General features: G+C 42.6%; 18 protein-coding genes. 8 read left to right on the forward strand and 10 right to left on the reverse strand.

Translation table 11 applies throughout. The features are described 5' to 3' along the window. Positions 1 to 504: 504 nt before the first annotated feature. From EGC80_RS03825 to leuA, 5 genes are all read right to left on the reverse strand, one after another. The gene (locus EGC80_RS03825) at positions 505 to 1,851 is read right to left on the reverse strand and encodes an outer membrane protein transport protein (protein WP_124012788.1); all 1,347 of its coding nucleotides are present in this window, start codon (positions 1,849 to 1,851) and stop codon (positions 505 to 507) included. Between the two features lie 477 nt (positions 1,852 to 2,328). Beyond that, positions 2,329 to 2,934: a 3-isopropylmalate dehydratase small subunit gene (gene leuD / locus EGC80_RS03830; protein WP_124012789.1), complete on the reverse strand. Its 606-nt coding sequence runs from the start codon at positions 2,932 to 2,934 to the stop codon at positions 2,329 to 2,331. 21 nt (positions 2,935 to 2,955) lie between these two features. Beyond that, positions 2,956 to 4,356 (reverse strand): 3-isopropylmalate dehydratase large subunit, encoded by a 1,401-nt coding sequence (gene leuC / locus EGC80_RS03835; RefSeq protein ID WP_124013005.1) that lies wholly within the window; start codon positions 4,354 to 4,356, stop codon positions 2,956 to 2,958. 11 nt (positions 4,357 to 4,367) lie between these two features. Then, positions 4,368 to 5,462, reverse strand: coding sequence for a 3-isopropylmalate dehydrogenase (leuB, locus tag EGC80_RS03840; RefSeq protein ID WP_124012790.1), 1,095 nt, complete (start codon positions 5,460 to 5,462; stop codon positions 4,368 to 4,370). Continuing rightward, positions 5,459 to 7,027, reverse strand: coding sequence for a 2-isopropylmalate synthase (leuA, locus tag EGC80_RS03845; protein WP_101033261.1), 1,569 nt, complete (start codon positions 7,025 to 7,027; stop codon positions 5,459 to 5,461). Before leuA ends, leuB begins: the two co-directional genes overlap by 4 nt. A gap of 525 nt (positions 7,028 to 7,552) precedes the next feature. On the opposite strand from leuA, the gene EGC80_RS03850 reads away from it, so the two are divergent. Next, positions 7,553 to 9,394 carry a hypothetical protein gene (locus EGC80_RS03850; protein WP_164839415.1) on the forward strand — a complete coding sequence of 614 codons (1,842 nt, stop codon included), beginning with the start codon at positions 7,553 to 7,555 and terminating at the stop codon, positions 9,392 to 9,394. 4 nt (positions 9,395 to 9,398) lie between these two features. On the opposite strand, the gene recQ is transcribed toward EGC80_RS03850, so the two are convergent. Then, the gene (gene recQ, locus EGC80_RS03855; protein WP_164839416.1) at positions 9,399 to 11,246 is read right to left on the reverse strand and encodes a DNA helicase RecQ; all 1,848 of its coding nucleotides are present in this window, start codon (positions 11,244 to 11,246) and stop codon (positions 9,399 to 9,401) included. A gap of 201 nt (positions 11,247 to 11,447) precedes the next feature. On the opposite strand from recQ, the gene EGC80_RS03860 reads away from it, so the two are divergent. Both EGC80_RS03860 and rarD read left to right on the forward strand, forming a co-directional pair. Next, a complete protein-coding gene (locus EGC80_RS03860) occupies positions 11,448 to 11,912 on the forward strand; it encodes a thioesterase family protein (RefSeq protein WP_101033263.1) in 465 nt (154 codons plus the stop codon). Between the two features lie 125 nt (positions 11,913 to 12,037). Then, entirely contained in the window at positions 12,038 to 12,946 is a 909-nt protein-coding gene (gene rarD / locus EGC80_RS03865) for an EamA family transporter RarD (RefSeq protein WP_101033264.1), read from the forward strand. Between the two features lie 116 nt (positions 12,947 to 13,062). Here rarD and argA read toward each other — a convergent pair whose 3' ends face one another. The 4 genes from argA to radC form a co-directional block, all read right to left on the reverse strand. Then, positions 13,063 to 14,382, reverse strand: coding sequence for an amino-acid N-acetyltransferase (argA, locus tag EGC80_RS03870; protein ID WP_101033265.1), 1,320 nt, complete (start codon positions 14,380 to 14,382; stop codon positions 13,063 to 13,065). 478 nt (positions 14,383 to 14,860) lie between these two features. After that, a complete protein-coding gene (gene rpmG, locus EGC80_RS03875) occupies positions 14,861 to 15,034 on the reverse strand; it encodes a 50S ribosomal protein L33 (RefSeq protein ID WP_011494790.1) in 174 nt (57 codons plus the stop codon). Positions 15,035 to 15,040: 6 nt separating this feature from the next. Then, the gene (rpmB, locus tag EGC80_RS03880) at positions 15,041 to 15,277 is read right to left on the reverse strand and encodes a 50S ribosomal protein L28 (RefSeq protein ID WP_101033266.1); all 237 of its coding nucleotides are present in this window, start codon (positions 15,275 to 15,277) and stop codon (positions 15,041 to 15,043) included. Positions 15,278 to 15,398: 121 nt separating this feature from the next. Next, positions 15,399 to 16,076, reverse strand: coding sequence for a RadC family protein (gene radC / locus EGC80_RS03885; RefSeq protein WP_101033267.1), 678 nt, complete (start codon positions 16,074 to 16,076; stop codon positions 15,399 to 15,401). A 215-nt stretch (positions 16,077 to 16,291) separates the two neighbouring features. Here radC and coaBC point away from each other — a divergent pair, with 215 nt between their 5' ends. The 5 genes from coaBC (at position 16,292) to EGC80_RS03910 (ending at position 22,914) form a co-directional block, all read left to right on the forward strand. Beyond that, positions 16,292 to 17,488: a bifunctional phosphopantothenoylcysteine decarboxylase/phosphopantothenate--cysteine ligase CoaBC gene (gene coaBC / locus EGC80_RS03890; protein WP_124013006.1), complete on the forward strand. Its 1,197-nt coding sequence runs from the start codon at positions 16,292 to 16,294 to the stop codon at positions 17,486 to 17,488. Next, positions 17,485 to 17,943: a dUTP diphosphatase gene (gene dut / locus EGC80_RS03895; RefSeq protein ID WP_124012793.1), complete on the forward strand. Its 459-nt coding sequence runs from the start codon at positions 17,485 to 17,487 to the stop codon at positions 17,941 to 17,943. The genes coaBC and dut overlap by 4 nt, the downstream gene beginning before the upstream one ends. Positions 17,944 to 17,978: 35 nt before the next feature. Then, the gene (gene slmA, locus EGC80_RS03900; RefSeq protein ID WP_124012794.1) at positions 17,979 to 18,572 is read left to right on the forward strand and encodes a nucleoid occlusion factor SlmA; all 594 of its coding nucleotides are present in this window, start codon (positions 17,979 to 17,981) and stop codon (positions 18,570 to 18,572) included. A 178-nt stretch (positions 18,573 to 18,750) separates the two neighbouring features. Continuing rightward, positions 18,751 to 20,703, forward strand: coding sequence for an alpha/beta hydrolase family protein (locus EGC80_RS03905; RefSeq protein ID WP_233768642.1), 1,953 nt, complete (start codon positions 18,751 to 18,753; stop codon positions 20,701 to 20,703). Positions 20,704 to 20,964: 261 nt separating this feature from the next. Further along, positions 20,965 to 22,914 (forward strand): alpha/beta hydrolase family protein, encoded by a 1,950-nt coding sequence (locus tag EGC80_RS03910; RefSeq protein WP_124012796.1) that lies wholly within the window; start codon positions 20,965 to 20,967, stop codon positions 22,912 to 22,914. Positions 22,915 to 22,936 lie beyond the last annotated feature (22 nt).

Raw genomic sequence — 22,936 nt, forward strand, 5'->3', positions numbered from 1 at the left:
TATATAAAATCAATGCAAGTAAATGTCCTCTGTTAGCATAAACCCAAACCACTTCAGCATGCTCGTGTCAGTACTCCCGTAGGAAAACGAACAAGGCAGTAATAGAAGGTAATAGTGACAGCCTTACCGAGAGCGTCGCTTCGCGACTGATAGGTTCTAGGAACTGGCAAGCTCGCCAGAGGGCGGACTTCGTCCTTCTAGATCCTAGCAGCCGCAGGCTCTCTAGCACCTAGAAGCGACCCTAGACCGCGCTATCCGTGAGCGCAGCGTTCGCTTGTTATCCGTTATCAGCTTTCCGTAAGCATAGCGCCCTATTCCTAGCACCTTAAACCTTGTCTCTTCTCGACATGCTATATACTGCATCTAGGGGTCGTTTAGACATAAACCTCATCGTGATTTTAGGCTATTTAATGATGTTAGTAGCTTAACTGCATCACGTAAATAGCAGACTAAAAGGCCCCGCAATTGCGAGGCCCTTTGATCAATGATATCCAACGACATCGATTACATTTTATAGTTTAACTGCACGCCTGTTATCCAGACATCACCGGTGGCTTCACCAGTATAGCTAACAGCAGCAAGGCCTAATAGGTCTTGTGTTTCAGTAATAGGCGCATCACCGTGGGTTTTAATATACGTCACCCCTAAATCTACATTCAGATTTTTAGTCAATTGATAGCCTGTACCAACGCTGAACCATAAACGGTCAGAATCAGGGATTGTGGTGGTGCGATCTTGATCGTCAACTGCGGTTTTATCTAATGCCATACCTGCACGTAATGTCCACTGATCATTAAGGGTATAGGTAGTACCGAGCGCATAACGCCAGTTATCATTAAAGTTCTCTTCTTTTACTATGTTTGACGTTAAGTCACCGACAGGCTTAACATCACCAGGGAAATACGCCACTAGTTGCTCAAACACATTCCATTCAGTCCAGTTTACGCTGGCATGCATTGCCCAATTTTCAGTTAACTGATGATAAGAAGCAAGTTCGGCAAAGGCAGGTAACTCAACCGGCAAATAACCTTCAATTTCGATATCTTGACCACCAGTATAAACCACGCCATCAACATGACCGTCGAGTTTAAGGTCGACGCTACTGTGGTAAGCCAAACCAATGCGGTTAGCGGAGTTAATTTGCCAGCTCGCGCCCGCTTTCCAACCATAGCCAACATCATCACCTTCCATTGACTTTAGATTAGTCCCACCCGCGGGTAAACGTGCGCTAATGCTTGCAGGTAAACTCGTTTTAATCGTATCAATCCAACCTGGCGCAGTAGCACCCACTTCACCTTCGCCGTACACCACACGAAGGCCAGCGCCTACGGTAAATGCATCATCAAGACGGTAGGCAACATTCGGGTTAAATTCGACTGTCGTAATTGAAGTTTTACTGCCAAAAATAGCCGCCGCATCCGCCACTGGAATATTGGTTTCTAAACCATAATTTGAATTGACGGCTAAACCCCAAGTCCATTGGTCATTCAACTGGTTTGAATAGTAAAAGTTTGGCACGAGTGCATTATCAGCAACATCGTAGTCATCTGCACCTATCACTAATGGCTCTGAGCCTAATAGTGGTGAAGAAATGCCAACATCACCCATCACATCCACATTTGGCATGACATAGATGCCGCCTGATGACAGCTGGCGGCCTTCGAGATAAGCAAGCATCGCAGGATTACGCGCTTGAGTTGACGCATTATCTGCAATGGCGGCTTCACCAGCAAATGCACGGCCTAAACCTGTCGCTGAATATTCTGCAAGTTGGAAACCTGCCGCATTCACTTGAGTCGTTGCCCCAAATACAATGGCGCTAATCGCCAGTGTTAACACTGTTTTTTTCATTATAATTCTCTGTGTTTAGATTCAAACTGCATAAATCGGCTTACATAGAGTTAAAGCTCGACTTAAATGAAGCTGTCAGTGTACTGATCCAAAAAAGCATTGCAACAGCCGCAAGGGACTGAACAAGAAGTGAGTGATTCAATTTTAAATTGTGATCGTGATCAAACTTTTGATTTAATGATGTAAAAGACAACCCGAAAAACAGGGTAACGGTAAATCTAATGGACCTCACCTTACCAATAGTTAATTTTTTGCATTAATAAACAGTACCTTAAATAAAAACTATCGTATAACAATAAGCTTAAATGGTTAAAAATATTGGTCTAAAATAAGCCTAGCTTGTTTTTGTGTACAAAATGGTTACATAAAAGTTTTTACAATTAAAAACAAAAAAAACCTCTTCATGACAACATGAAGAGGTTTTAATTCATTGTTTACACAATATTAACGACACACTAAACACTCAGTGATAGCCGATTATGCATACCAAGCGGGTATATGAGCTTCATAGTCACTGATCTGTTGCTCAAATGACAATGTCAATCCGATAGCATCCAGACCATTGAGTAATTTATGCCTTGCAGACTCAACCATGGCAAAATCAAACACACAACCAGAGGGTGATGTGACCGTTAGCGCATGTAAATCTACTGTAATCTGCGCTCCTTCTTGGGCTGCCACTTCATCCATCAATTGTTGTACTTCAGCAGAGGTTAGCGTTACCGGTAGAAAGCCATTATTTATCGAGTTGCCGTAAAATATGTCCGCAAACGTCGGGGCAATGATGACCCTAAGACCAAAATCAGCTAATGCCCAAGGTGCATGTTCACGTGATGACCCACAACCAAAGTTTTCTTGCGCTAATAAAATAGAAGCACCTTGGTAACGAGGCTGATTGAGCACGAACTCAGGATTAGGCTGATCACCCGCATCATCTAAATAACGCCAATCATGGAACAAGTGCACCCCAAAACCGTCACGAGTCACTTTTGACAAGAACTGCTTAGGAATGATTTGATCAGTGTCAACATTGGCGCTGTTAATGGCTACCGCTAAACCGGTATGTGCTGTAAAAGCTTGCATAAAATATCCTTGTTTAGCTGATTAATAAGGTTGACGAATATCAACAAAGTGGCCCGCAACTGCTGCAGCTGCAGCCATAGCAGGGCTAACCAAATGGGTACGACTGCCACGACCTTGACGACCTTCGAAATTACGATTGCTGGTTGATGCACAGCGATCACCCGCGTCTAAACGGTCATCATTCATTGCCAAGCACATCGAACAACCTGGTAAACGCCATTCAAAACCGGCTTCAATAAAAATCTTATCTAAGCCTTCAGCTTCTGCTTGCCGTTTGACTGGGCCCGATCCCGGCACCACAATCGCCACCACGCCGTCAGCCACTTTACGATTTTTAGCCTGCGCAGCAGCAGAACGTAAATCTTCAATGCGCGAGTTAGTACAAGAACCAATAAACACTTTATTAATGCTAATGTCGGTCATTTTAGTACCCGGCGTAAGGCCGATATACTCTAACGCTTTGACCATACTCGTCCGATTGGTAATATTGGTTTCTTGTTCAGGATTAGGCACCACACCGTCAATAGCCACCACTTGACCAGGGTTAGTACCCCAGGTTAACTGCGGCGCTATATCGTTTGCGTCAAATACCACTTCAGCATCAAATACCGCATCAGCATCGGTCTTCAATTGTGACCATGTGGCAACCGCTTGCTCCCACAGCGCATCTTTAGGAGCAAACTCACGGCCTTTAAGATAGTTAAATGTGGTCTCATCAGGCGCGACCATACCGGCTTTGGCACCCATTTCGATGGCCATGTTGCACAAGGTCATACGCCCTTCCATGGTTAATGCCTCAATGGCATCACCACAAAACTCAACCACATAACCTGTGCCGCCATCCATACCTAATTTACCAATAATGGCTAATACGATATCTTTTGCTGTTACGCCATCGGTCACTTGGCCGCGAACATCAATCTTCATGGTTTTGGCTTTTAACTGGCGTAGGGTCTGGGTGGCCAATACGTGCTCAACTTCTGAGGTGCCAATACCAAACGCCAATGCACCAAATGCACCATGGGTCGCGGTGTGCGAATCACCACACACAATAACGGATCCCGGTAGAGTAATCCCCAATTCAGGCCCCATTACATGGACAATACCTTGATTAGGATGATGAATATCATACAAACGCACGCCAAACTCTTTACAGTTTTGCGCTAGGGTTTCAACTTGGGTGCGGGCCATAGGGCTCAGTGCATCTAAACTGGCACTGCGGGTCGAGGTATTATGATCCATGGTGGCAAAGGTTTTGTGTGGTGCACGTAGTGTGCGTCCAGCCACTTTTAAGCCACTAAATGCTTGAGGTGATGTCACCTCATGCACTAAATGCCGGTCAACATACACGACGGGGGCTTCGCCTTCAGGAGAGGCGACAATGTGTGCATCCCACACTTTTTCATATAAGGTTTTACCCATAACTTGAGCCATTACACACCTTCCTTTATCGCTTGGGCAATAAAATCGCCCATTTGTGCGGTCGACTTTGCTTCACTACGTTTATCTGCTGCCATAAGTTCGCCGGTTAAATAACCACTGGCGAGTGCTTTTGTCACCGCGCGTTCAATGGCATTAGCGGCGTCTTCTTGCTTTAAGCTATGACGTAACATCAGTGCGGCAGATAAAATCTGCGCCACCGGATTAGCGATACCTTGACCAGCAATATCGGGGGCACTGCCGCCGGCCGGTTCAAATAAACCAAAGCCTTTACTGTTCATGCTTGCCGAAGACAATAGCCCCATAGAGCCGGTTAACATGGCAATTTCATCGGATAAAATATCACCAAATAAATTAGAACATAGCATCACATCAAACTCATCTGGACGACGCAATAGCTGCATAGTCGCATTATCGATGTAGATGTGCTCTAAGGTGACATCAGGGAAGTCTTTGGCCACTTCTTCTACCACTTGACGCCATAGCACTGAACAAGTCAACACATTGGCTTTATCTACAGAAGTGACTTTGTTTTTACGTCCACGCGCAGCTTCAAAAGCAATACGAGCAATGCGGCTAATTTCGCGGCGACTATAACGCATAGTGTCGAAGGCTTCTTCGTCGTCACCTTCACCTTGACGCCCTTTTGGCTTACCAAAGTAAATACCGCCGGTTAACTCACGTACGCACAACACATCAAAACCACGAGCTGAAATGTCGCTGCGCAGTGGTGACATATGCTCTAAGCCGTCATGTAATTTGGCTGGGCGTAAATTACAAAATAGCTCAAAGTGACCACGTAACGGTAATAATGCACCACGTTCCGGTTGATCATTGGGTGGTAAATGTTCCCACTTGGGGCCACCAACGCTGCCAAATAAAATGGCATCGGCAGCTTCACAGCCTGTTAACGTTGCATCAGGTAAAGGACAACCATGGTTATCAATCGCAATGCCGCCAACATCATATTCGGTGTAGTTAATATCTAATCCAAAACGCGCTTCTACCGCACTCAGCACTTTACGCGCTTCTGCCATCACTTCAGGACCGATACCATCACCCGACAAAACTGCTATTTGATAACTCATACGCCACCTAACTCCCTATTTTTATGGATCTGTTGTTTAAAATCAGCAACCTTGTCTGCGCGGTACACTAAATTCATCACATGAACTAACGCTTGGGCTGACGCCTCAACCACATCGGTGGCTAATCCGACACCGTGGAACGTCTGCTCGTTGTATTTCGCGGTAATATCAACCTGCCCTAGGGCATTTTGGCCTTCACCTTTGGCACTTAATTTATAGTTGGTAATATTTATTTGACGACCGGTTGCCCGTGCAATGGCATTATAAGCGGCATCGACAGGTCCATTACCTGTCGATGCTTCGGTAAGATCTTTGCCATCTACCGCAATACGCACCGTCGCGGTGGCCACACCTTCAGTCGAATCTGAATGCACCATCATATGTTGTAGTTGATATTTATCATCATCTTGAGCTTGCGACTCCACGAACACTAACGCTTCTAAGTCGTAATCAAATACCTGACCTTTCTTATCTGCCAAGGTTAAAAACTGCTCGTAAAGGCTGTCCATATCATAATCGCTTGGCTGGTAACCCATTTCTTCCATGCGATGCTTAATCACATGGCGACCAGAGCGTGAAGTCATGTTCATATTATTACGATTCAAACCAATGCTTTCTGGGGTCATGATCTCATAGGTATTTTTGGCTTTTAGCATACCATCTTGATGGATACCCGATGAATGAGAAAATGCATTAGTCCCCACGATGGCCTTATTAGCTTGAATAGGCATATTACATAGTTGGCTGACCAACGACGACGTACGATGTATTTCTTTGGCGTTAATACCACACTCTACATCAAGCAAATCTTTGCGTGTTGCAAGGATCATGGCAATTTCTTCTAACGAGCAATTACCGGCTCGTTCACCAATGCCATTAATAGTACATTCTACTTGGCGAGCGCCCATCTCTACTGCAGCAATCGAATTAGCAACCGACAAACCTAAATCATCATGACAATGAACCGAAATCACCGCTTGGTCGATATTTGGCACTCGATTAAATAAGGTTTTAATAATGCCAGCAAACTCGCTTGGCACAGTATAGCCAACAGTGTCTGGAATATTAATGGTACGGGCACCGGCTTTAATTGCCGCCTCTACCATACGACACAAATTATCTATCGGCGTGCGGCCAGCATCTTCGCATGAGAACTCAACGTCATCCGTAAAACGTCTGGCGTACTTAACCGCATTAACGGCCATCTCTAACACATCGTCAAAAGAGCGCTTTAATTTACTTTCAACATGAATGGTCGAGGTTGAAATAAAAGTATGGATCCGAAATTGATCGGCTACCGATAAGGCTTGGGCTGCGGCATCAATGTCCTTTTCAAGTGCACGGGATAACGCGCACACTCGGCTATTTTTAATGGTCTTGGCAATGGTTTGCACCGATTTAAAATCACCAGGAGAAGACACCGGGAAACCCACTTCCATTACATCAACGCCTAAACGTTCCAGCGCTAAGGCAATTTGTAGCTTTTCTTTAACGGTTAAACTCGCTGCCAGCGCCTGCTCGCCATCACGTAGCGTAGTATCAAAAATTATAACTCTATTGGACATCGAATTTCTCCATCGACCATCATGTATCTATTTACCCAACTGCAAACAGCACAATTGGTACATTTCAAAAGGGCTAGAAACAAAAAACCCCGCGACTGTTAGCGCGGGGTTTGTGTATGCTTAATGAATTATTTTGCATGTAACACAAAGGACTCCGCGCAGGGTATGCGAGAGAGGAGAAGGAGTCCGAGTAAAAACAATTGTGTGTTCATGGTGTTAATATTCACTTTTAATAACTAAATATGCTAAATGTGTGACGCAAAAAATATGTCTATACCTAATATGTAACTCGACCAGCCTTCTGTGTCAACCCTAATTTAACCATCGTGAAAAAGATGATAGTGTACTAGTGCCTCATTACAGTTAACCAACTACATTATCAGCCAATATGGATTCGCTTTCAATTAATGAACTTACCTCTCAAAGTGCAAATAAACATCAATCTAAGTTGCTGCATCAATTATATTTTTATGTATCTGGATATAAATAATCGTATACTGCTACCACCCCATGTTAAGTAGATATATGACGATGATGTTGTCGAAAAAGAGTATTGAATATAACTTTAGTCGCATTTTTGCTCTAATCTTTGGCATCACACTATATTTAGCGACTACGGCAGTTTTTGCTCAACCAGCGCAACGTTTATTACTCTCCGGCGATATCATTGCTCAAACTCAACAACTGAGCGCTCGTAAGCAGCTCGATGTGATCAACAGTATCAATTCTCAACGATCTACGGACGCAAAATCACTGATTGATTCTCTTGAGCAACAACATGCTCAACAACCATTAGCCAATATCGATGCGCTACGATTAACGCTGTTACGTTGTGTTAATTTATTGGAATTTGGTGAGTTCAATCAGGCTATCACCTTGGCAAAACAAGGGGAAATAAAGGCCAGGCAATTTAAGTACGATACCGCGCGTCCCTACTTCATGCAATGCCAAGCTGCAGCACATCAAAGCCTTGGCAATACACTCCAAGAACAACAACTCACCGAAGAAGCACTACGCTTGGCAAAGCGATACTCTGAAAAGCAAGCGATTGTAAATAGCCTTTTTTTAAACAGTAGCCAAAACACCAGCCTAGAAAACTACAATCAATCGATTGAGGATTTACGCTTAGCATTAGCTATTTTTGATGAGGCTCAAGCACAGTTTCAGGATTGGTATTTGGTCCCTAAATCCTATTTACTCTCTGAAATTACTAATGTATTTTTCTCCATGGGCGATCTTGAAGAAGCATTACACTTTGCAGAACTCGCTTATAATGACCCATCTACCTTCGGTAAACTTAACTTTGCATTTGCGATTAACTTAGCCCGAATTAATATGGCACAAAAAGATAAAGCGCAAGTGTTGTATTATCTTAACAAGGCAAAAACTGAAAATAGTAAAAATACATCGGAAAAAGACTTTGCAATCGGTAATGCCTTACTGGCCAGTATTCATTTATACGTTGGTGATTATGACATCGCCGAGCAACTCGCCCACTCAAGCATCAACCTTTTAACAAAATACCAAGAGCCTCTTTACGTTATGCGCATCAAGCGCACCTTAGCCAAAGTGTATTTTGCACAACATAAAGATATACAAGCATTGTCGCTACTCAATGAAATTATTGAACAAGCCACTGAACTTAAACAATTTTCTGATTTAGAAGAATTTAATCAAATAATCAGCCAATACTACGCTGAACAAAATCAATTCGAGTCGGCTTATCAATTTCAAGTGCAGCGTTTTGACGCTGCTAAACAAGCTGCGGCCAAGTTAAACAATGCCCACTTTATGCAGTTTAAAGCCAGAATAGCTGCACAAAGTGAAGTCAGTACAGCACCCGAAAAACCTGCCAGCAACATCAATCAAAATTTGACCATTACAGCTTTAATCATTTTGTTACTGTCCGTTGGATTAGTGCTGTTTTTGGCCCGAAGACCACAACGCCTCAATGCTGATACTCAAGAAGAAAACCAGCAGCAACGTATTGATCATATGCTGAGCAATGCCAAACAAGGGCAGTATCAACTGAGTCTATTGCTGATTAATATCAATCATATTAATCTCGAGGATATACCGTTTATGATCCCACGACTCAAACTCACACTGAGAGAACAAGACCAATTATTTCGTCACAACACTGACGAACTCATTATTATCCTGCCACACACCTCGTCAATGGGAGCGGCGAGAGTCGTAACCCAAATAGAACGAGTACTCAGCGAATGGAAAACGGGGATCAAAGTAAATATTGGTATGGCGAGTTTACAGCAACTTGACAACTTTGACGTGCTAGTAAAAAAAGCCGTTATAAATCAATTAAACAAAATAAAACTTCAAGAGACCCCGCCTAATGATGAACATTAAATGACTAACTTTTGGTCAGATAATCAGAGATTTCATCTAAAAAATCTCCGCCAAATCGGTCAAGTTTAATCTGCCCAACCCCGTTTACCGCGAGCATCTCTCCAGGACTTGTGGGCAGCATGACACACATTTCAACCAAGGTAGCATCGTTAAAGACTAAATAAGGTGGAATGTCATTCTTTTCAGCCAGTTCACGGCGCAGTAATTTTAAACGCGCAAATAATTTACGATCATATTGCTGCGGCCCACGCGCACTTGGCTTACGTTTAACATTGATTAATTGAATTCTGGGTTCCGCTAACTTTAACGATAGCTCAGCCTTTAACACCGGCCTCGCGGCAGGATTAAGCTTAATCGCAGATCCCCGAGTAATATCCTGACTCATCAAACCTAAGTGAATTAACTGGCGGATAACACTGAGCCAAAACTCTGTTGATTTATCTTTACCAATGCCCCATGTCGATAACTTATCATGGCCTCTATCAACGATATTAGCCGCTTTAGACCCGCGTAATACTTCAATAACATGGTGGATACCAAAACGTTGCTGCAAACGATAAATACAAGAAAGCACTTTTTGTGCATCTTCAGTACCATCATATCGTTTAGGTGGGTCAAGACAGATATCACAGTTACCACAAGGCTTAGAAGCCACTTCATCAAAGTAGTTTAATAGCACTTGGCGACGACAAGTCTGCGCTTCAGCAAAGGCTGCCATGGTATGCAATTTATGAAATTCGACTTGCTGTTGCGGACCCGGTTCAGATTGCTCAATCAAATGTCTGACTCGGCCTATGTCAGCAGGGTCAAACAACATATAAGCTTCAGCGTCTAAACCATCACGACCAGCTCGCCCGGTTTCTTGGTAATAAGCTTCAATGCTTTTGGGAATATCGTAATGCACCACAAAGCGCACGTTAGACTTGTTGATCCCCATGCCAAAAGCCACGGTTGCCACCACAATATCGATTTGATCTTTTAGAAATTTATCTTGAACGTTGCCTCGATCTTGCTGGCTCAATCCTGCGTGATACGCTTGGGCATTAAACCCCTGTAGGCGTAAACGCTCAGCCACCTCATCAACTCGTCGCCGGCTACTGCAATACACAATACCACTGGTGCCGTTTTGCACCGTTAAAAACTGACGCAGCTGATTCGCCGCATTCAGTTTTTCAGCCACGGTATAACGAATATTGGGGCGATCGAAACTCGACAGCAAAGTATAAGGTGTTACCCCTAAACGTTCGCAAATGCTTAAACGCGTGGCGTGATCTGCCGTCGCGGTTAAAGCCATTAATGGTAAATAAGGAAAATATTCTTTTAATTGACCTAATGCAGCATATTCAGGTCTAAAATCATGGCCCCATTGACTAATGCAGTGCGCTTCATCGACGGCAAACATTGAAATATCAACTGATTGCAGACGCTCAATAAAGTCAGGACGTAACAAACGCTCTGGCGACACATACAACAATTTAATCTCGCCTGCATGAAGCTTGCGTAACACCTCAGCACTTTGTTCGCGCGGTAAAGATGAATTGAGATAAGCTGCCGATACCCCACTTTGCAATAAACTGTCGACTTGGTCCTTCATCAACGAAATTAATGGTGACACGACCACAGTAACGCCAGGCAACACAATAGCAGGCAATTGATAGCACATACTTTTGCCGCCACCAGTAGGCATAATCACTAAGGTATCTTGGCCTTGTAAACTTTGCTCAATGACTTCTCGCTGCCCTTCACGAAAGGCGCGATAACCAAACACTTGCTGCAAGCTTGCAGCAAGTACATCTTGCTCTGTCGTCAACACATCTGAGGACGCAATATTGGCCGAAATCGGAGTATCCATTACACTACATCATCATTCAAGGGGCACTCATTTTAAAGCACTCAGCCACAGATGTCTTGAACCAAAACACCTTTACGCTGTTTTCACCCAAGATAGAAGATTGAGTCAATGTCACTTTAGGGTTAGATTAAATACTCTTTAGCAGTAAGCCACCCCTACAAACAACAAGCATAATAATTATAAAACAGACAAGGATTGCTCATGACCACCGCTATTCAAACCCAAGTATTACAACAAGTTGCACAAATATTTGACCAACATGTTCCGTTTCATAATCTACTCGGATTAGACATAAAACATTACGACATCAATGGGGTTGAAGTGGTGATAAAAATGAAGCCTGAGCTTATTGGTAATATTCATCAAAACATTTTACATGGTGGTGTCACAGCAACCTTACTCGATGTTGTCGGCGGGCTCACGGTATTTGCTGGGCTAGTTGCCAGTAAAGAAAATTGGACAATAGAGGAATTACAACAACGTTTAACCACCTTAAGCACTATCGATATGCGCGTCGACTTTCTTCGTCCGGGTCGCGGTGAAGTCTTCACTGGCACAGGCAGTGTTATCCGAGCGGGTAATCGCGTATCAGTTTGTCGGATGGAGTTACATAATGAACAAGGGGTCCACATCGCCTTCGGCACAGGGACTTATATGGTGGGATAAGCTAAACGCGCTGCCATTTAAAGCTGACAACCGGTTTATAAAAGAATTCGCTTAATCACTTGTGTCATCCAAAATGGCGACCTACAATCGCCATCTATTATTGTTCTTCCCACTGTTGACTCACTATGCCTGATTTAGAATACCGTAAAGGGGTTTTACTGGCCGTTTGCGCTTACACCATTTGGGGTGTCGCACCGCTGTATTTTAAACTTTTACATAATGTCCCCGCGACAGAAATATTAATGCACCGTGTGATTTGGTCATTTATTTTTATGATCATCATGATGCAGTTTATCGGTGGTTTTGATCGTCTGCGTCTTATTCTCAAACAACCTAAACAACTTGCGGTACTGTTTGTCACCTCGGTGCTAATTGCAGCAAATTGGCTAATTTTTATTTGGGCGGTCAACAACGACCATATGCTCGATGCCAGTCTAGGTTACTTTATTAACCCGCTATTTAACGTATTGCTTGGGATGGTATTTTTAGGTGAGCGTCTACGTAAATTGCAATGGGTTGCGGTAGGTTTAGCCAGTACCGGAGTGCTGGTACAATTAATTTCTTTTGGCTCTATTCCACTATTGTCATTAGCCTTGGCGGCCAGTTTTGGTTTTTATGGTTTATTACGTAAAAAAGTTAATATCGATGCTAAATCTGGATTATTGGTCGAAACGGCCATTTTATTACCTATTGCCTTAGGGTATTTACTCATCACCTTAGACAGTTCGACAACGAGCATGCTAACCAACACTCTCGACCTCAATTTACTGTTAGTCGCTGCCGGTATTATCACAACGATTCCGTTACTATGTTTTGCAGGTTCCGCCGTCAGAATTCCATTTTCGATTTTAGGTTTTTTCCAATATATTGGCCCAAGTATCATGTTTATCTTGGCGGTAAAACTCTTTAATGAACCGTTTGATATAGAGAAAGGCATTACCTTTGGATTTATTTGGGGCGCGTTAGTTATCTTTGTTGGCGACATGATATTGCAACGTCAACGACGTAACGCCTTAGCCAAAGCGTCAGCTTGATAATTCAACATTGGTTAGTTTAAGCCACTAAAATCATTGATAATTGACTCACAAAAATGCCAGATTACTTTGTTCAGTAATCCGGCATTTTTTATGTGTTAACTGTCTTGTTACTTCTACAAATCTAACGCAAGAATTTTTGAGCGACGTTGATAGTTATACAGCTGCTTTTTCATATTCGGGAGCACATCGACATCGACAATATTAAAGCCATGCTCTAAAAACCAATGAATACTCCGAGTTGTCAGTGCAAATAAACGCGAATAACCACGAACACGGGCCTGACCAATAATATTATTTAGCAGTAAACTACCTCGGTCAGCATCACGATAATCGGGGTGCACCACCAGACACGCAAACTCACCCGCATTGTCTTCTTCAAATGGATACAATGCTGCACAGCCAATAACCAAATTGTCACGTTCAACCAACATAAACTGCTCGATTTCCATTTCAAGTTGCTCACGAGAGCGGCGCACCAAAATACCTTGCTCTTCCAAAGGCCGAATAAGATTTAAAATACCGCCGATATCGCTAATGGTTGCCCGGCGTAAACGTTCGGCGCTTTGGGTCACAATTTGAGTACCAATACCTTCGCGTGAAAATAATTCTTGTAATAATGCGCCATCTTCTAAATAGCTCACCAAATGACAACGTGGCACGCCTCGGCGACACGCTTCAACGCTGGCTTTTAAGAAAGCCATCGTCCCCACAGAAGCATGCGTATCTGTAGACATCGTCTTAAGCATTTCTTCAACTTCGTCTGGCATCAGTTCAGCAATCACGTCGCCATTTTCATCCAAAATACCGTGACTATTACTAAAACCAATAATCTTATCAGCCTTTAGCTTTATCGCGACTTGGGTCGCGACTTCTTCTGCCGTAAGGTTAAAACTTTCACCGGTAACTGAAGCCGCAATCGGTCCCATCAAGACTATGCCATTATTGTCTAATTGACGACGAAGACCCAACGCATCAATACGGCGAACCTTACCACTCAAACAGAAATCAACACCGTCTTCGATGCCTAACGGTTGCGCAATCACAAAATTGCCACTAACAAGGTTAATTTGGGCATTTTGCATTGGCGTGTTGCCTAAACACATCGACAACCTTGCGGTGATATCAAATTGAGTCGCTCCCGCAACCTGTTTGATAATTTTAAGGGTTTCATCATCAGTAATGCGTATACCGTTATGATAGGCGGGTTCAATTCCAGCAGCCTTCAACCCCTCATCAATCTGTGGCCTGGCCCCGTAAACTAATACCACCTCTATTCCAAGTGAGTGCAACATAGCCACATCATTTAAAATACCGCGAAACTGCGGATGTGCTAAAGCCTCGCCACCGAGCATGACGACAAAAGTTTTACCTCTATGTGCATTAACATAAGGAGCAGAATGACGAAATCCATCAACCAGTTCAGTGGTTCTCACAGGCAAATTCACCTCAGGATAAGTTTGATATTCATTAATAGTTATGACAAAGAACATCACATGATTTTTTATTACGTTAAAAGGAATGGTATTGCATTTTAATTCACTTTTAAAGCATTTTATTTCACTTTTAATAAAATATAGTGTGTCACTTTAGTGTGAAAAAATCATGACAGCCAAAAAGTTAACTCATTTTAGCCGCTAATAGCCCTTTACGCATTTTTTATATCGATTGGGTTACATTTTTACATCAAAATATTAACGAAATAGCAGGTTACCAATGTTGAGGACCCAATCAAAATAGAATGATTTTATGATGAGCACATTAGATCAACGCTGTAAATTAGCACAACTTGGGATAATAAACGCTTATCAAACATTTTTGTGGCCAGTCTAAGGTGTTATTCAGTATAGACTATTTTTAAACGGCCATAAAAAAAGCCCCTATTAAGGGGCTTTTTTAAGAATCAAAAATCAATTACTTGATTTTAGCTTCTTTGTACATAACGTGCTGACGAATGACTGGATCAAATTTCTTGATTTCCATTTTTTCAGGCATGTTACGCTTGTTCTTTTCAGTAGTGTAGAAGTGACCAGTTTTAGCACTAGATACTAATTTGATCTTCTCACGATTACCTTTAGATTTAGCCATTTTCTATTATACCTTCTCGCCACTGGCACGAAGTTCAGCAACAACTACTTCAATACCTTTTTTGTCGATAATACGAATACCTTTAGTAGATACACGTAATTGCACGAAACGCTTTTCTTCTTCTAACCAAAAACGATGGTTTTGTAGGTTAGGTAAAAAACGACGACGAGTCGAATTTTTTGCGTGCGAACGGTTGTTACCAACCATTGGCTTCTTGCCAGTTACTTGGCATACTCTTGACATGTCAATCTTCTCCAAAACAATTTTTTAACGCTCGAGCATTAATGTGCCTCGTATGGCCGTCGCCCGAGGCACAAAGAGGGCGCATTTTATACACGATTGACCATATAAGATCAAGCAGTGTTTATACTATCCACCCTCGCTCAGCAAAGGAGACTATCTCCTGATCACCTACAACCATATGATCTAACAAAGAAACATCTATGGTTGCCAATGCATTTTTTATTCGCTCAGTTATTCGCCGATCAGCCTGACTTGGCTCTGCGATGCCAGACGGGTGATTGTGACACACTATTACTGCCGCTGCTTTTTTCTCCAAAACAAGGCTTACAACCTCGCGAGGATAAACAGAAGCGGAATCGATGGTGCCACGAAATAATTCTACAAATTGAATGACTCTATGTTGGGTATCCAACAATAGTAAGGCGAACACTTCATAGGATCGGTCGCCTAATTGTCTCATTAAATAGTCCCGAGTTAAATCAGGATTTGTCAAAATTTGCCCTCTTTGTAGATTTTCATGGGCAATTCGCTTAGAAATCTCGGCCGCGGCCTGTAATTGAGCGTATTTTACCGGTCCAACGCCAGCTAATTTACACACTTGGCTTTTCGATGCACTCAGCAAACTGCGCAAACCACCAAACTGACTGATCATCTCTCGGGCTAAATCCACCGCATTTTGCCCCGCCAGACCATTACGCAATAACACCGCAAGCAATTCTGCATCAGACAAATGTCCAGCGCCTTTGAGCAGTAACTTGTCTCGAGGTCCTTCTCCTTGAGGCCAATCTTTAATTCCCATGAATGTCCCTTATATTCAATGTGGCGATTTAATTGCACGCATTAACTCGACGCTATACCCGATGACCACACCCACAACGGCTGGTTATCTTTTTCAACAACAGAGTTCGAATTAATGACTACAGTATGGTTGATATTTTTGAGATTGGATCTGCGCCACTTGTCATAGGTTTGTGATATTGTTAGCCGTAATTAGATTTGAGTCGGATAATGTGCATCATGCTGACAAATAAAAAAGTATTACTCGGAATTGGTGGCGGCATTGCCGCCTATAAAAGCGCGGACCTTATTCGCCGTTTAAAAGAGCGTGGCGCGGATGTGCGAGTCATTATGACTCAAAGCGCCATGGCGTTTATCACCCCGTTAACCATACAAGCGCTTTCTGGCAACCCAGTGGCCTCTGACTTGCTTGATCCCGCAGCAGAAGCGGCTATGGGTCATATCGAACTCGCTCGTTGGGCTGAGGTGGTATTAATTGCTCCAGCAACAGCAAACATAATCGCGCGGATCAATGCCGGTATGGCTAATGACTTATTAACCACAACCTGCTTAGCCACCAGTGCGCCTGTCATTGTATGCCCAGCGATGAATCAACAGATGTACCAAAATATTGCCACCCAAGAGAACATGGCCAATTTAGTCCGTAAAGGCCTGATAATTTGGCACCCAGCATCGGGTAGCCAAGCCTGCGGTGAAGTCGGCCCCGGCAGAATGCAAGAGCCCGTGGTGATGGCAGAACAACTGGTACAATTTTTTGGTCCTAAAACACTTCAAGGTCATCAACTACTCATTACTGCCGGGCCAACGCGCGAAGCGATAGACCCTGTGCGTTATATTTCCAACCACAGCTCAGGGAAAATGGGTTTTGCCTTAGCCCAAGCCGCAGCAGAAATGGGCGCCAGCGTAACATTAGTGTCTGGTCCAGTTAACTTGGCAACCCCAGCAGGTGTGACTCGTATTAACGTTGATTCTGCACAGCAAATGCTTAACGCAGTGATGGAACAGGTTGAGCAGCATGATATTTTTATCGGCTGCGCCGCAGTAGCGGATTATCGAATTGCCGATATAGCAGAGCAGAAAATCAAAAAATCAGCCGACAAAATGCAGCTTGCACTAGTACGTAATCCTGATATCTTAGCCACGGTTGCCGAGCACACACCTCGACCTTTTACTGTCGGTTTTGCAGCAGAAACTAACGATGTGGAGCAATACGCTCGCGGTAAATTACAACGCAAAAAGCTCGATATGATTGCCGCTAACGATGTTTCTATTCAAGGCTTAGGCTTTAATGCCGATAGCAATGCACTACAGGTATTTTGGCAACACGGCAGCCAACAACTACCAGCAACAGACAAACTAACACTGGCGCGCCAATTACTCTCATTAATAGAAAAACAATTAAAAAAATCATGAAAACACCCATTGAACTAAAAATTCTCGACTCGCGTATTGGCAGTGAATTTCCATTGCCAGCCTACGCAACTCCCGGTAGCGCAGGCATGGACTTACGTGCCATGACCGACACCACTATGGTGATTGAACCTGGCCAAACGGTATTAATTCCAACGGGTATTGCCATTCATGTGGCCGACCCAAGCCTTGCCGCGGTTATCTTGCCACGCTCAGGTATGGGTCATAAACATGGCATCGTTTTGGGTAATTTAGTGGGCTTAATTGACTCCGATTACCAAGGACCATTAATGGTGTCATGTTGGAACCGAAGTGATAAACCATTCACGCTCGAAATAGGCGATCGTTTAGCCCAATTGATGTTTGTACCCGTGGTACAGGCAACATTTACCTTAGTGGATGAGTTTAATCGCTCAGATCGTGGAGAAGGCGGATTTGGTCACTCAGGAACCAAATAATCTTTTCTAGTCGTCACTGAGCCAAGGAACAGATAATGGCTGAAAGCCCTAAAATGAATCGTCGTGAGCATATTTTACAATGCTTAGCAAAAATGCTCGAAAGCAGCCCAGGCCAACGTATTACCACAGCTAAACTTGCTGCCGAAGTCGGTGTATCAGAAGCGGCACTGTATCGTCATTTCCCCAGTAAAGCGCGAATGTTCGAAGGCTTAATCGAGTTTATTGAAGACGCTATTTTGTCACGCCTCAATATCATCATGGACGAAGAAAAAGACACCATGGCCCGCTGCCAATTGGTACTGCAGCTGTTATTGGTGTTTTCTGAACGTAATCCTGGTATTTCACGCGTATTAAATGGCGATGCTCTGCTGGGTGAAAACGAACGTTTACGTAGCCGAATCGATGTGCTATTTGCCAAAATTGAAACCCAAATAAAACAAATTCTGCGCGAAAAAACTTTACGCGAAGGCGTAGGCTTTAACCTCGACGAAGCCGTTCTCGCCAACCTATTACTGGCCTTTGTAGAAGGGCGTATTTCACAGTTTGTTCGCAGCGAATTTAAACAAAAACCAACGCTCCACTTTGATGAGCAATGGACCTTTATTCAGCAGCAATTATTAAGAAGTTAATATCGCATAGATAAAGGATCTAGTTCGGTCCTTTTTCGGCCAATGCTACTGACTCTTCCTTTACCCTTAAACCGTATCAAATCGAATATTTATACCACATAAAAACAAAGTAAGAACGAAGTAAGATCGAATGATTAAACAAGGATGTCTCATGATTTTCACCAAATACCTAACCATTATGTTACTTGTCTGTGGTGGCCTATTCACCCATGCATTTGCTGCAGAAAGTCTTTCCACTGCACAGCTATTTAGCCGAGGGGCTGAATTTAGCAATGTAAAAATATCTCCAACAGGCGAATATATTAGTGCAATAACCAAGCACAATGGCAAAGACAAACTACTGATATTAAATGCTAAAACAAAACAAATACATCACGCGATATTTTTCCCTAGCAATGCCCAAGTGGGTGATTACGCTTGGGTAAATAATGAACGAATCGTCTTGCAAAAAGAATACTTAAAAGGTTGGAGTGACGTACCGCTGTATTATGGTGAGCTAATGGCTGTTAATGCCGATGGATCAAGAGCAACTTACCTTTTTGGTTTTAATAGCGGCGAGCAACAAACTGGCTCACATCTGAAAAAAAATACCCCGATAAGAGCAACTGCTTTTATTTTAGATCCCCTCCCCGATGACGACCGCTATATGCTCGTCAATGCAATCCCATGGAATGAGTCTAATTCTTTAAACTATGAATTATCACAAACTGTATACCGTGTAAATTTATACAAAGGGTTCCGCAGAAAAGTCACCACTTCGCCTATAGGTTACTCTCGATTTTTAACCGATCATGATGGTGAAGTACGCTTTGTTGTAGGCGAAGATGAAAACAACATAACAAAAGTATTTTATCGTCAAGACCGCGAATGGCTTAACACCGATAAGCTCAAACTCAATTTAGATGATTTCTACCCAATATCTTTTGCCGAAAATAAAAACAGTATTTATGCAGCTGCTCGGGTAAAAGGCGAAACCTTAGGGATTTATGAAATCAATCTAGAAACAGGTGAAAAAACACAAATTATTAAAGATGACAAAAGTGATCCCAGTAATTACTGGATAAACCAAACGACCAAAAAACTCTATGCAGTTGAATTTGAAAATGGTTATCCGTCTTACGCTTTCGTCAATCCAGAAGACAGTCATTCAAAATTGCTAAAACAGTTGCTCGCATCATTACCTGGCCATCAAGTTCGTATCGTTAGCGAAACTCGTCATTCAGAAAAACTCATCGTGGTGGCATTTAACGATCGGAATCCTGGTGATTATTATATATTTGATACCGAGGCGCTCACACTCCAACACTTAGCCTCTGCCAAGAAATGGCTCGACCCAGCGCGAATGTCAGAAGTGAAGCCAATTAGTTTTACCAGCCGAGACGGTAAAATAATTAACGGTTATTTAACATTACCTTATGGTAAAGAAGCGACAAACCTCCCTCTTGTGGTCAACCCCCATGGTGGTCCGCATGGAATAAGAGATGAATGGGGATTTAATACTCAAAACCAAATGCTAGCAAATCAAGGGATGGCGGTATTACAAGTCAATTTCCGTGGTTCAGGTGGTTTTGGACAAAATTTTGAACAAGCTGGATTCCAAAAATGGGGTTCAGAAGTACAATATGACATTCTCGACGCCACTCATTACGTCATTGAGCAAGGTTATGTAGATAAAAACCGTATCTGTATTTCTGGTGGTAGTTTTGGGGGTTATAGTGCATTGCAAAGCGCAATACTTGAACCAGATCTGTTCAAATGCGCTATCGGTTTTGCAGGGATTTATAATTTAGAGTTAATGTTCGATGAAGGAGATATTGCAAGTAGTGCTTCGGGAACTAGTTACCTTAAAAATGTTTTAGGTCAAAATAGTGAAGTACTAAGAGCGATGTCTCCCTCAGAGAATGTAGATAAGCTTAAAGCAAACTTGCTTCTAGTACATGGCGGTGACGATGAACGAGCGCCCATTGAACAGCTAGAATCATTAGAAAAAGCCCTTAAAGCACGTGATTATCCCTATGAAAAACTGGTGATGGATGATGAAGGCCATGGTTTCTACAATGATGACAATCGTGCCCAATATTATGAAAAAATGCTTCTATTCCTTAAAAAGAACCTAAACATTAAATCGTAATGAGCTAATAAATATTATTTCAACAAGCCGAGACTCAGTTAACGGGGGGGTCGGCTTTTTTGTGCCTGTTTTATGACTTTCAAGCAAATTCTACTGCGCAAAGAGGCCAATAAAATGGGTATTAACATAAATTAAAAGTCGTAATATACGTTCATATTCTACCTCATTTCAATGAATAAATAGTGAGTACGTATTGCTCTGATCACTTGAATTAAATACAATACCGTTACACTTTTAACATTTATTACACGGATTGTAGTCATGCTGCGTATTTTATATCTCACTTGCTGTTTGCTTATTCTTTTTACCTCTCACACTTTTGCTAGTCCTCAGATCAAAAATTTTAGTGCTGATTCCGAATTCTCTGAAGTCAAAATATCACCCGATGGTAAACACCTTGGCGTTATTTTAATTGAAGCTGAAAAGCGCACCCTATTAATCCTAAACCTTGAAACCATGAAGCCGACTAATGCAGTCAAATTTAGTGGTGATGAAGAAGTTGGTAGTTACTATTGGGTGAATAATGAGCGGATTGTATTACAAAAACTCTATAAGCACGCACAACGTGAGGTTTCTGATTATTACGGGGAGTTACTGGCGGTAAATTATGACGGCAGCAAATCTAAGTACCTGTTCGGTTATAATGGCGGTTCCTCAACTGGCACAAGCATTTCCAGTAATGAAACTATCCGAGCAAGCGCATTTGTCTTAGACACGTTAAAAGATGATGATAAATATATCTATGTTATGGCATATCCTTGGAATGGCCTTAACTATTCTTACACCCTTGTATACCGCGTCAATGTCTATTCCGGTAAACGCAAACGCCTTACCACGTCACCTATCGCCAATGCAGGTTTCCTGGTTGATAATAAAGAAGACGTTCGCTTTAGCTTTGCACGAGATAACAAAAACGATGATCAGCTCTTCTACTATGAAAATGGTGAATGGGTTGATGCTGAAAGAATTAAAGGCGGACTAACGGATTTCTACCCTATTTCGTTCACCGAAGACAACAAATCAATTTATGCTATTGCACATGGTGAAGGCGCTACTCAGGCGATTTATGAAGTAGAACTTGCAACGGCGAAACATAAAAAAATCATCCAACATGATGTTGTTGACCCATTTATAACTTGGATTAGCGAACAAACAAACTCACTCTACGCGGTAGAGTTTGAAAACGGTTACCCAGAATACCAATTTGTCGATACCGAAAGTGCTAAAGCCAAAGCATTGCAGCAGCTTATGGCAGCAATTCCTGATCATCGTATTCGTATCGTAAGCGAAACCATCGACGGTAACACACTCATCGTTGCGGCAATGAATGATAAAAATTCGGGTGACTACTATCTGTTTGATCGTAAAAAACTCAAACTCAAATTCCTGTTTGCTGGAAATGCAGCACTTGACCCAAGCGAGATGTCCGAAGTACGCCCCATCAGTTTCACAAATCGTGACGGTGTAACGATCCATGGTTATTTAACCCTTCCAAGTGGCATTAAAGATCATAAAAATATGCCACTTGTAGTTAACCCTCATGGTGGCCCGCACGGTCCACGCGACTTATGGGTATTTAATCCAGAAAATCAATTACTCGCACAAAATGGAATAGCGGTATTACAAGTTAACTTCCGAGGTTCAGGTGGATACGGTAAAGCGTTTGAGGAGTCAGGCTACCTCGCATGGGGAAGTAAAATTCAATATGACATTATCGACGCAACTCAATATGTTATTGACCAAGGTTATGTAGATAAAGATAGAGTGTGTATTTCTGGTGGTAGTTTTGGCGGATATTCAGCACTAATGAGCCCGATGTTAGCACCCGATATGTTCAAATGCGCCATTGGTGTTGCCGGAGTATACGACTTAGAACAAATGTATAACACAGGCGATATTCCAGACTCTTATGGTGGGGAAGCATTTTTAAAAGAAGTGCTAGGGACAAATACCCAACAACTACAGACAATGTCGCCAACCCACAATGTCAGCAAGCTCAAGGCCAAAGTGTTATTAATTCATGGTGAAGAAGATGAACGTGCACCCATAGAGCAATTTGAAGCAATGGAAAAAGCCTTAAATCAAGCCAATTACCCATTCCAAAAAGAAATCTGGGAAAAAGAAGGTCATGGCTTCTACAATGCCGAAAATCGCGCTAAATATTATGAAATAATGCTTAAATTCATCAAAGAGAATCTAAACGTTAAATAGTCATAGCCAAAGCGTTTACACC

This window comes from Shewanella psychromarinicola, assembly GCF_003855155.1.
Classification (GTDB): domain Bacteria; phylum Pseudomonadota; class Gammaproteobacteria; order Enterobacterales; family Shewanellaceae; genus Shewanella; species Shewanella psychromarinicola.

Coding starts and splice junctions, on each gene's coding strand:
- EGC80_RS03825 (WP_124012788.1), bottom strand. CDS start 1,851: ATGAAAAAAACAGTGTTAACACTGGCGATTAGCGCCATTGTATTTGGG.
- leuD (WP_124012789.1), bottom strand. CDS start 2,934: ATGCAAGCTTTTACAGCACATACCGGTTTAGCGGTAGCCATTAACAGC.
- leuC (WP_124013005.1), bottom strand. CDS start 4,356: ATGGGTAAAACCTTATATGAAAAAGTGTGGGATGCACACATTGTCGCC.
- leuB (WP_124012790.1), bottom strand. CDS start 5,462: ATGAGTTATCAAATAGCAGTTTTGTCGGGTGATGGTATCGGTCCTGAA.
- leuA (WP_101033261.1), bottom strand. CDS start 7,027: ATGTCCAATAGAGTTATAATTTTTGATACTACGCTACGTGATGGCGAG.
- EGC80_RS03850 (WP_164839415.1), top strand. CDS start 7,553: ATGACGATGATGTTGTCGAAAAAGAGTATTGAATATAACTTTAGTCGC.
- recQ (WP_164839416.1), bottom strand. CDS start 11,246: ATGGATACTCCGATTTCGGCCAATATTGCGTCCTCAGATGTGTTGACG.
- EGC80_RS03860 (WP_101033263.1), top strand. CDS start 11,448: ATGACCACCGCTATTCAAACCCAAGTATTACAACAAGTTGCACAAATA.
- rarD (WP_101033264.1), top strand. CDS start 12,038: ATGCCTGATTTAGAATACCGTAAAGGGGTTTTACTGGCCGTTTGCGCT.
- rpmG (WP_011494790.1), bottom strand. CDS start 15,034: ATGGCTAAATCTAAAGGTAATCGTGAGAAGATCAAATTAGTATCTAGT.
- rpmB (WP_101033266.1), bottom strand. CDS start 15,277: ATGTCAAGAGTATGCCAAGTAACTGGCAAGAAGCCAATGGTTGGTAAC.
- radC (WP_101033267.1), bottom strand. CDS start 16,076: ATGGGAATTAAAGATTGGCCTCAAGGAGAAGGACCTCGAGACAAGTTA.
- dut (WP_124012793.1), top strand. CDS start 17,485: ATGAAAACACCCATTGAACTAAAAATTCTCGACTCGCGTATTGGCAGT.
- slmA (WP_124012794.1), top strand. CDS start 17,979: ATGGCTGAAAGCCCTAAAATGAATCGTCGTGAGCATATTTTACAATGC.
- EGC80_RS03905 (WP_233768642.1), top strand. CDS start 18,751: ATGTTACTTGTCTGTGGTGGCCTATTCACCCATGCATTTGCTGCAGAA.
- EGC80_RS03910 (WP_124012796.1), top strand. CDS start 20,965: ATGCTGCGTATTTTATATCTCACTTGCTGTTTGCTTATTCTTTTTACC.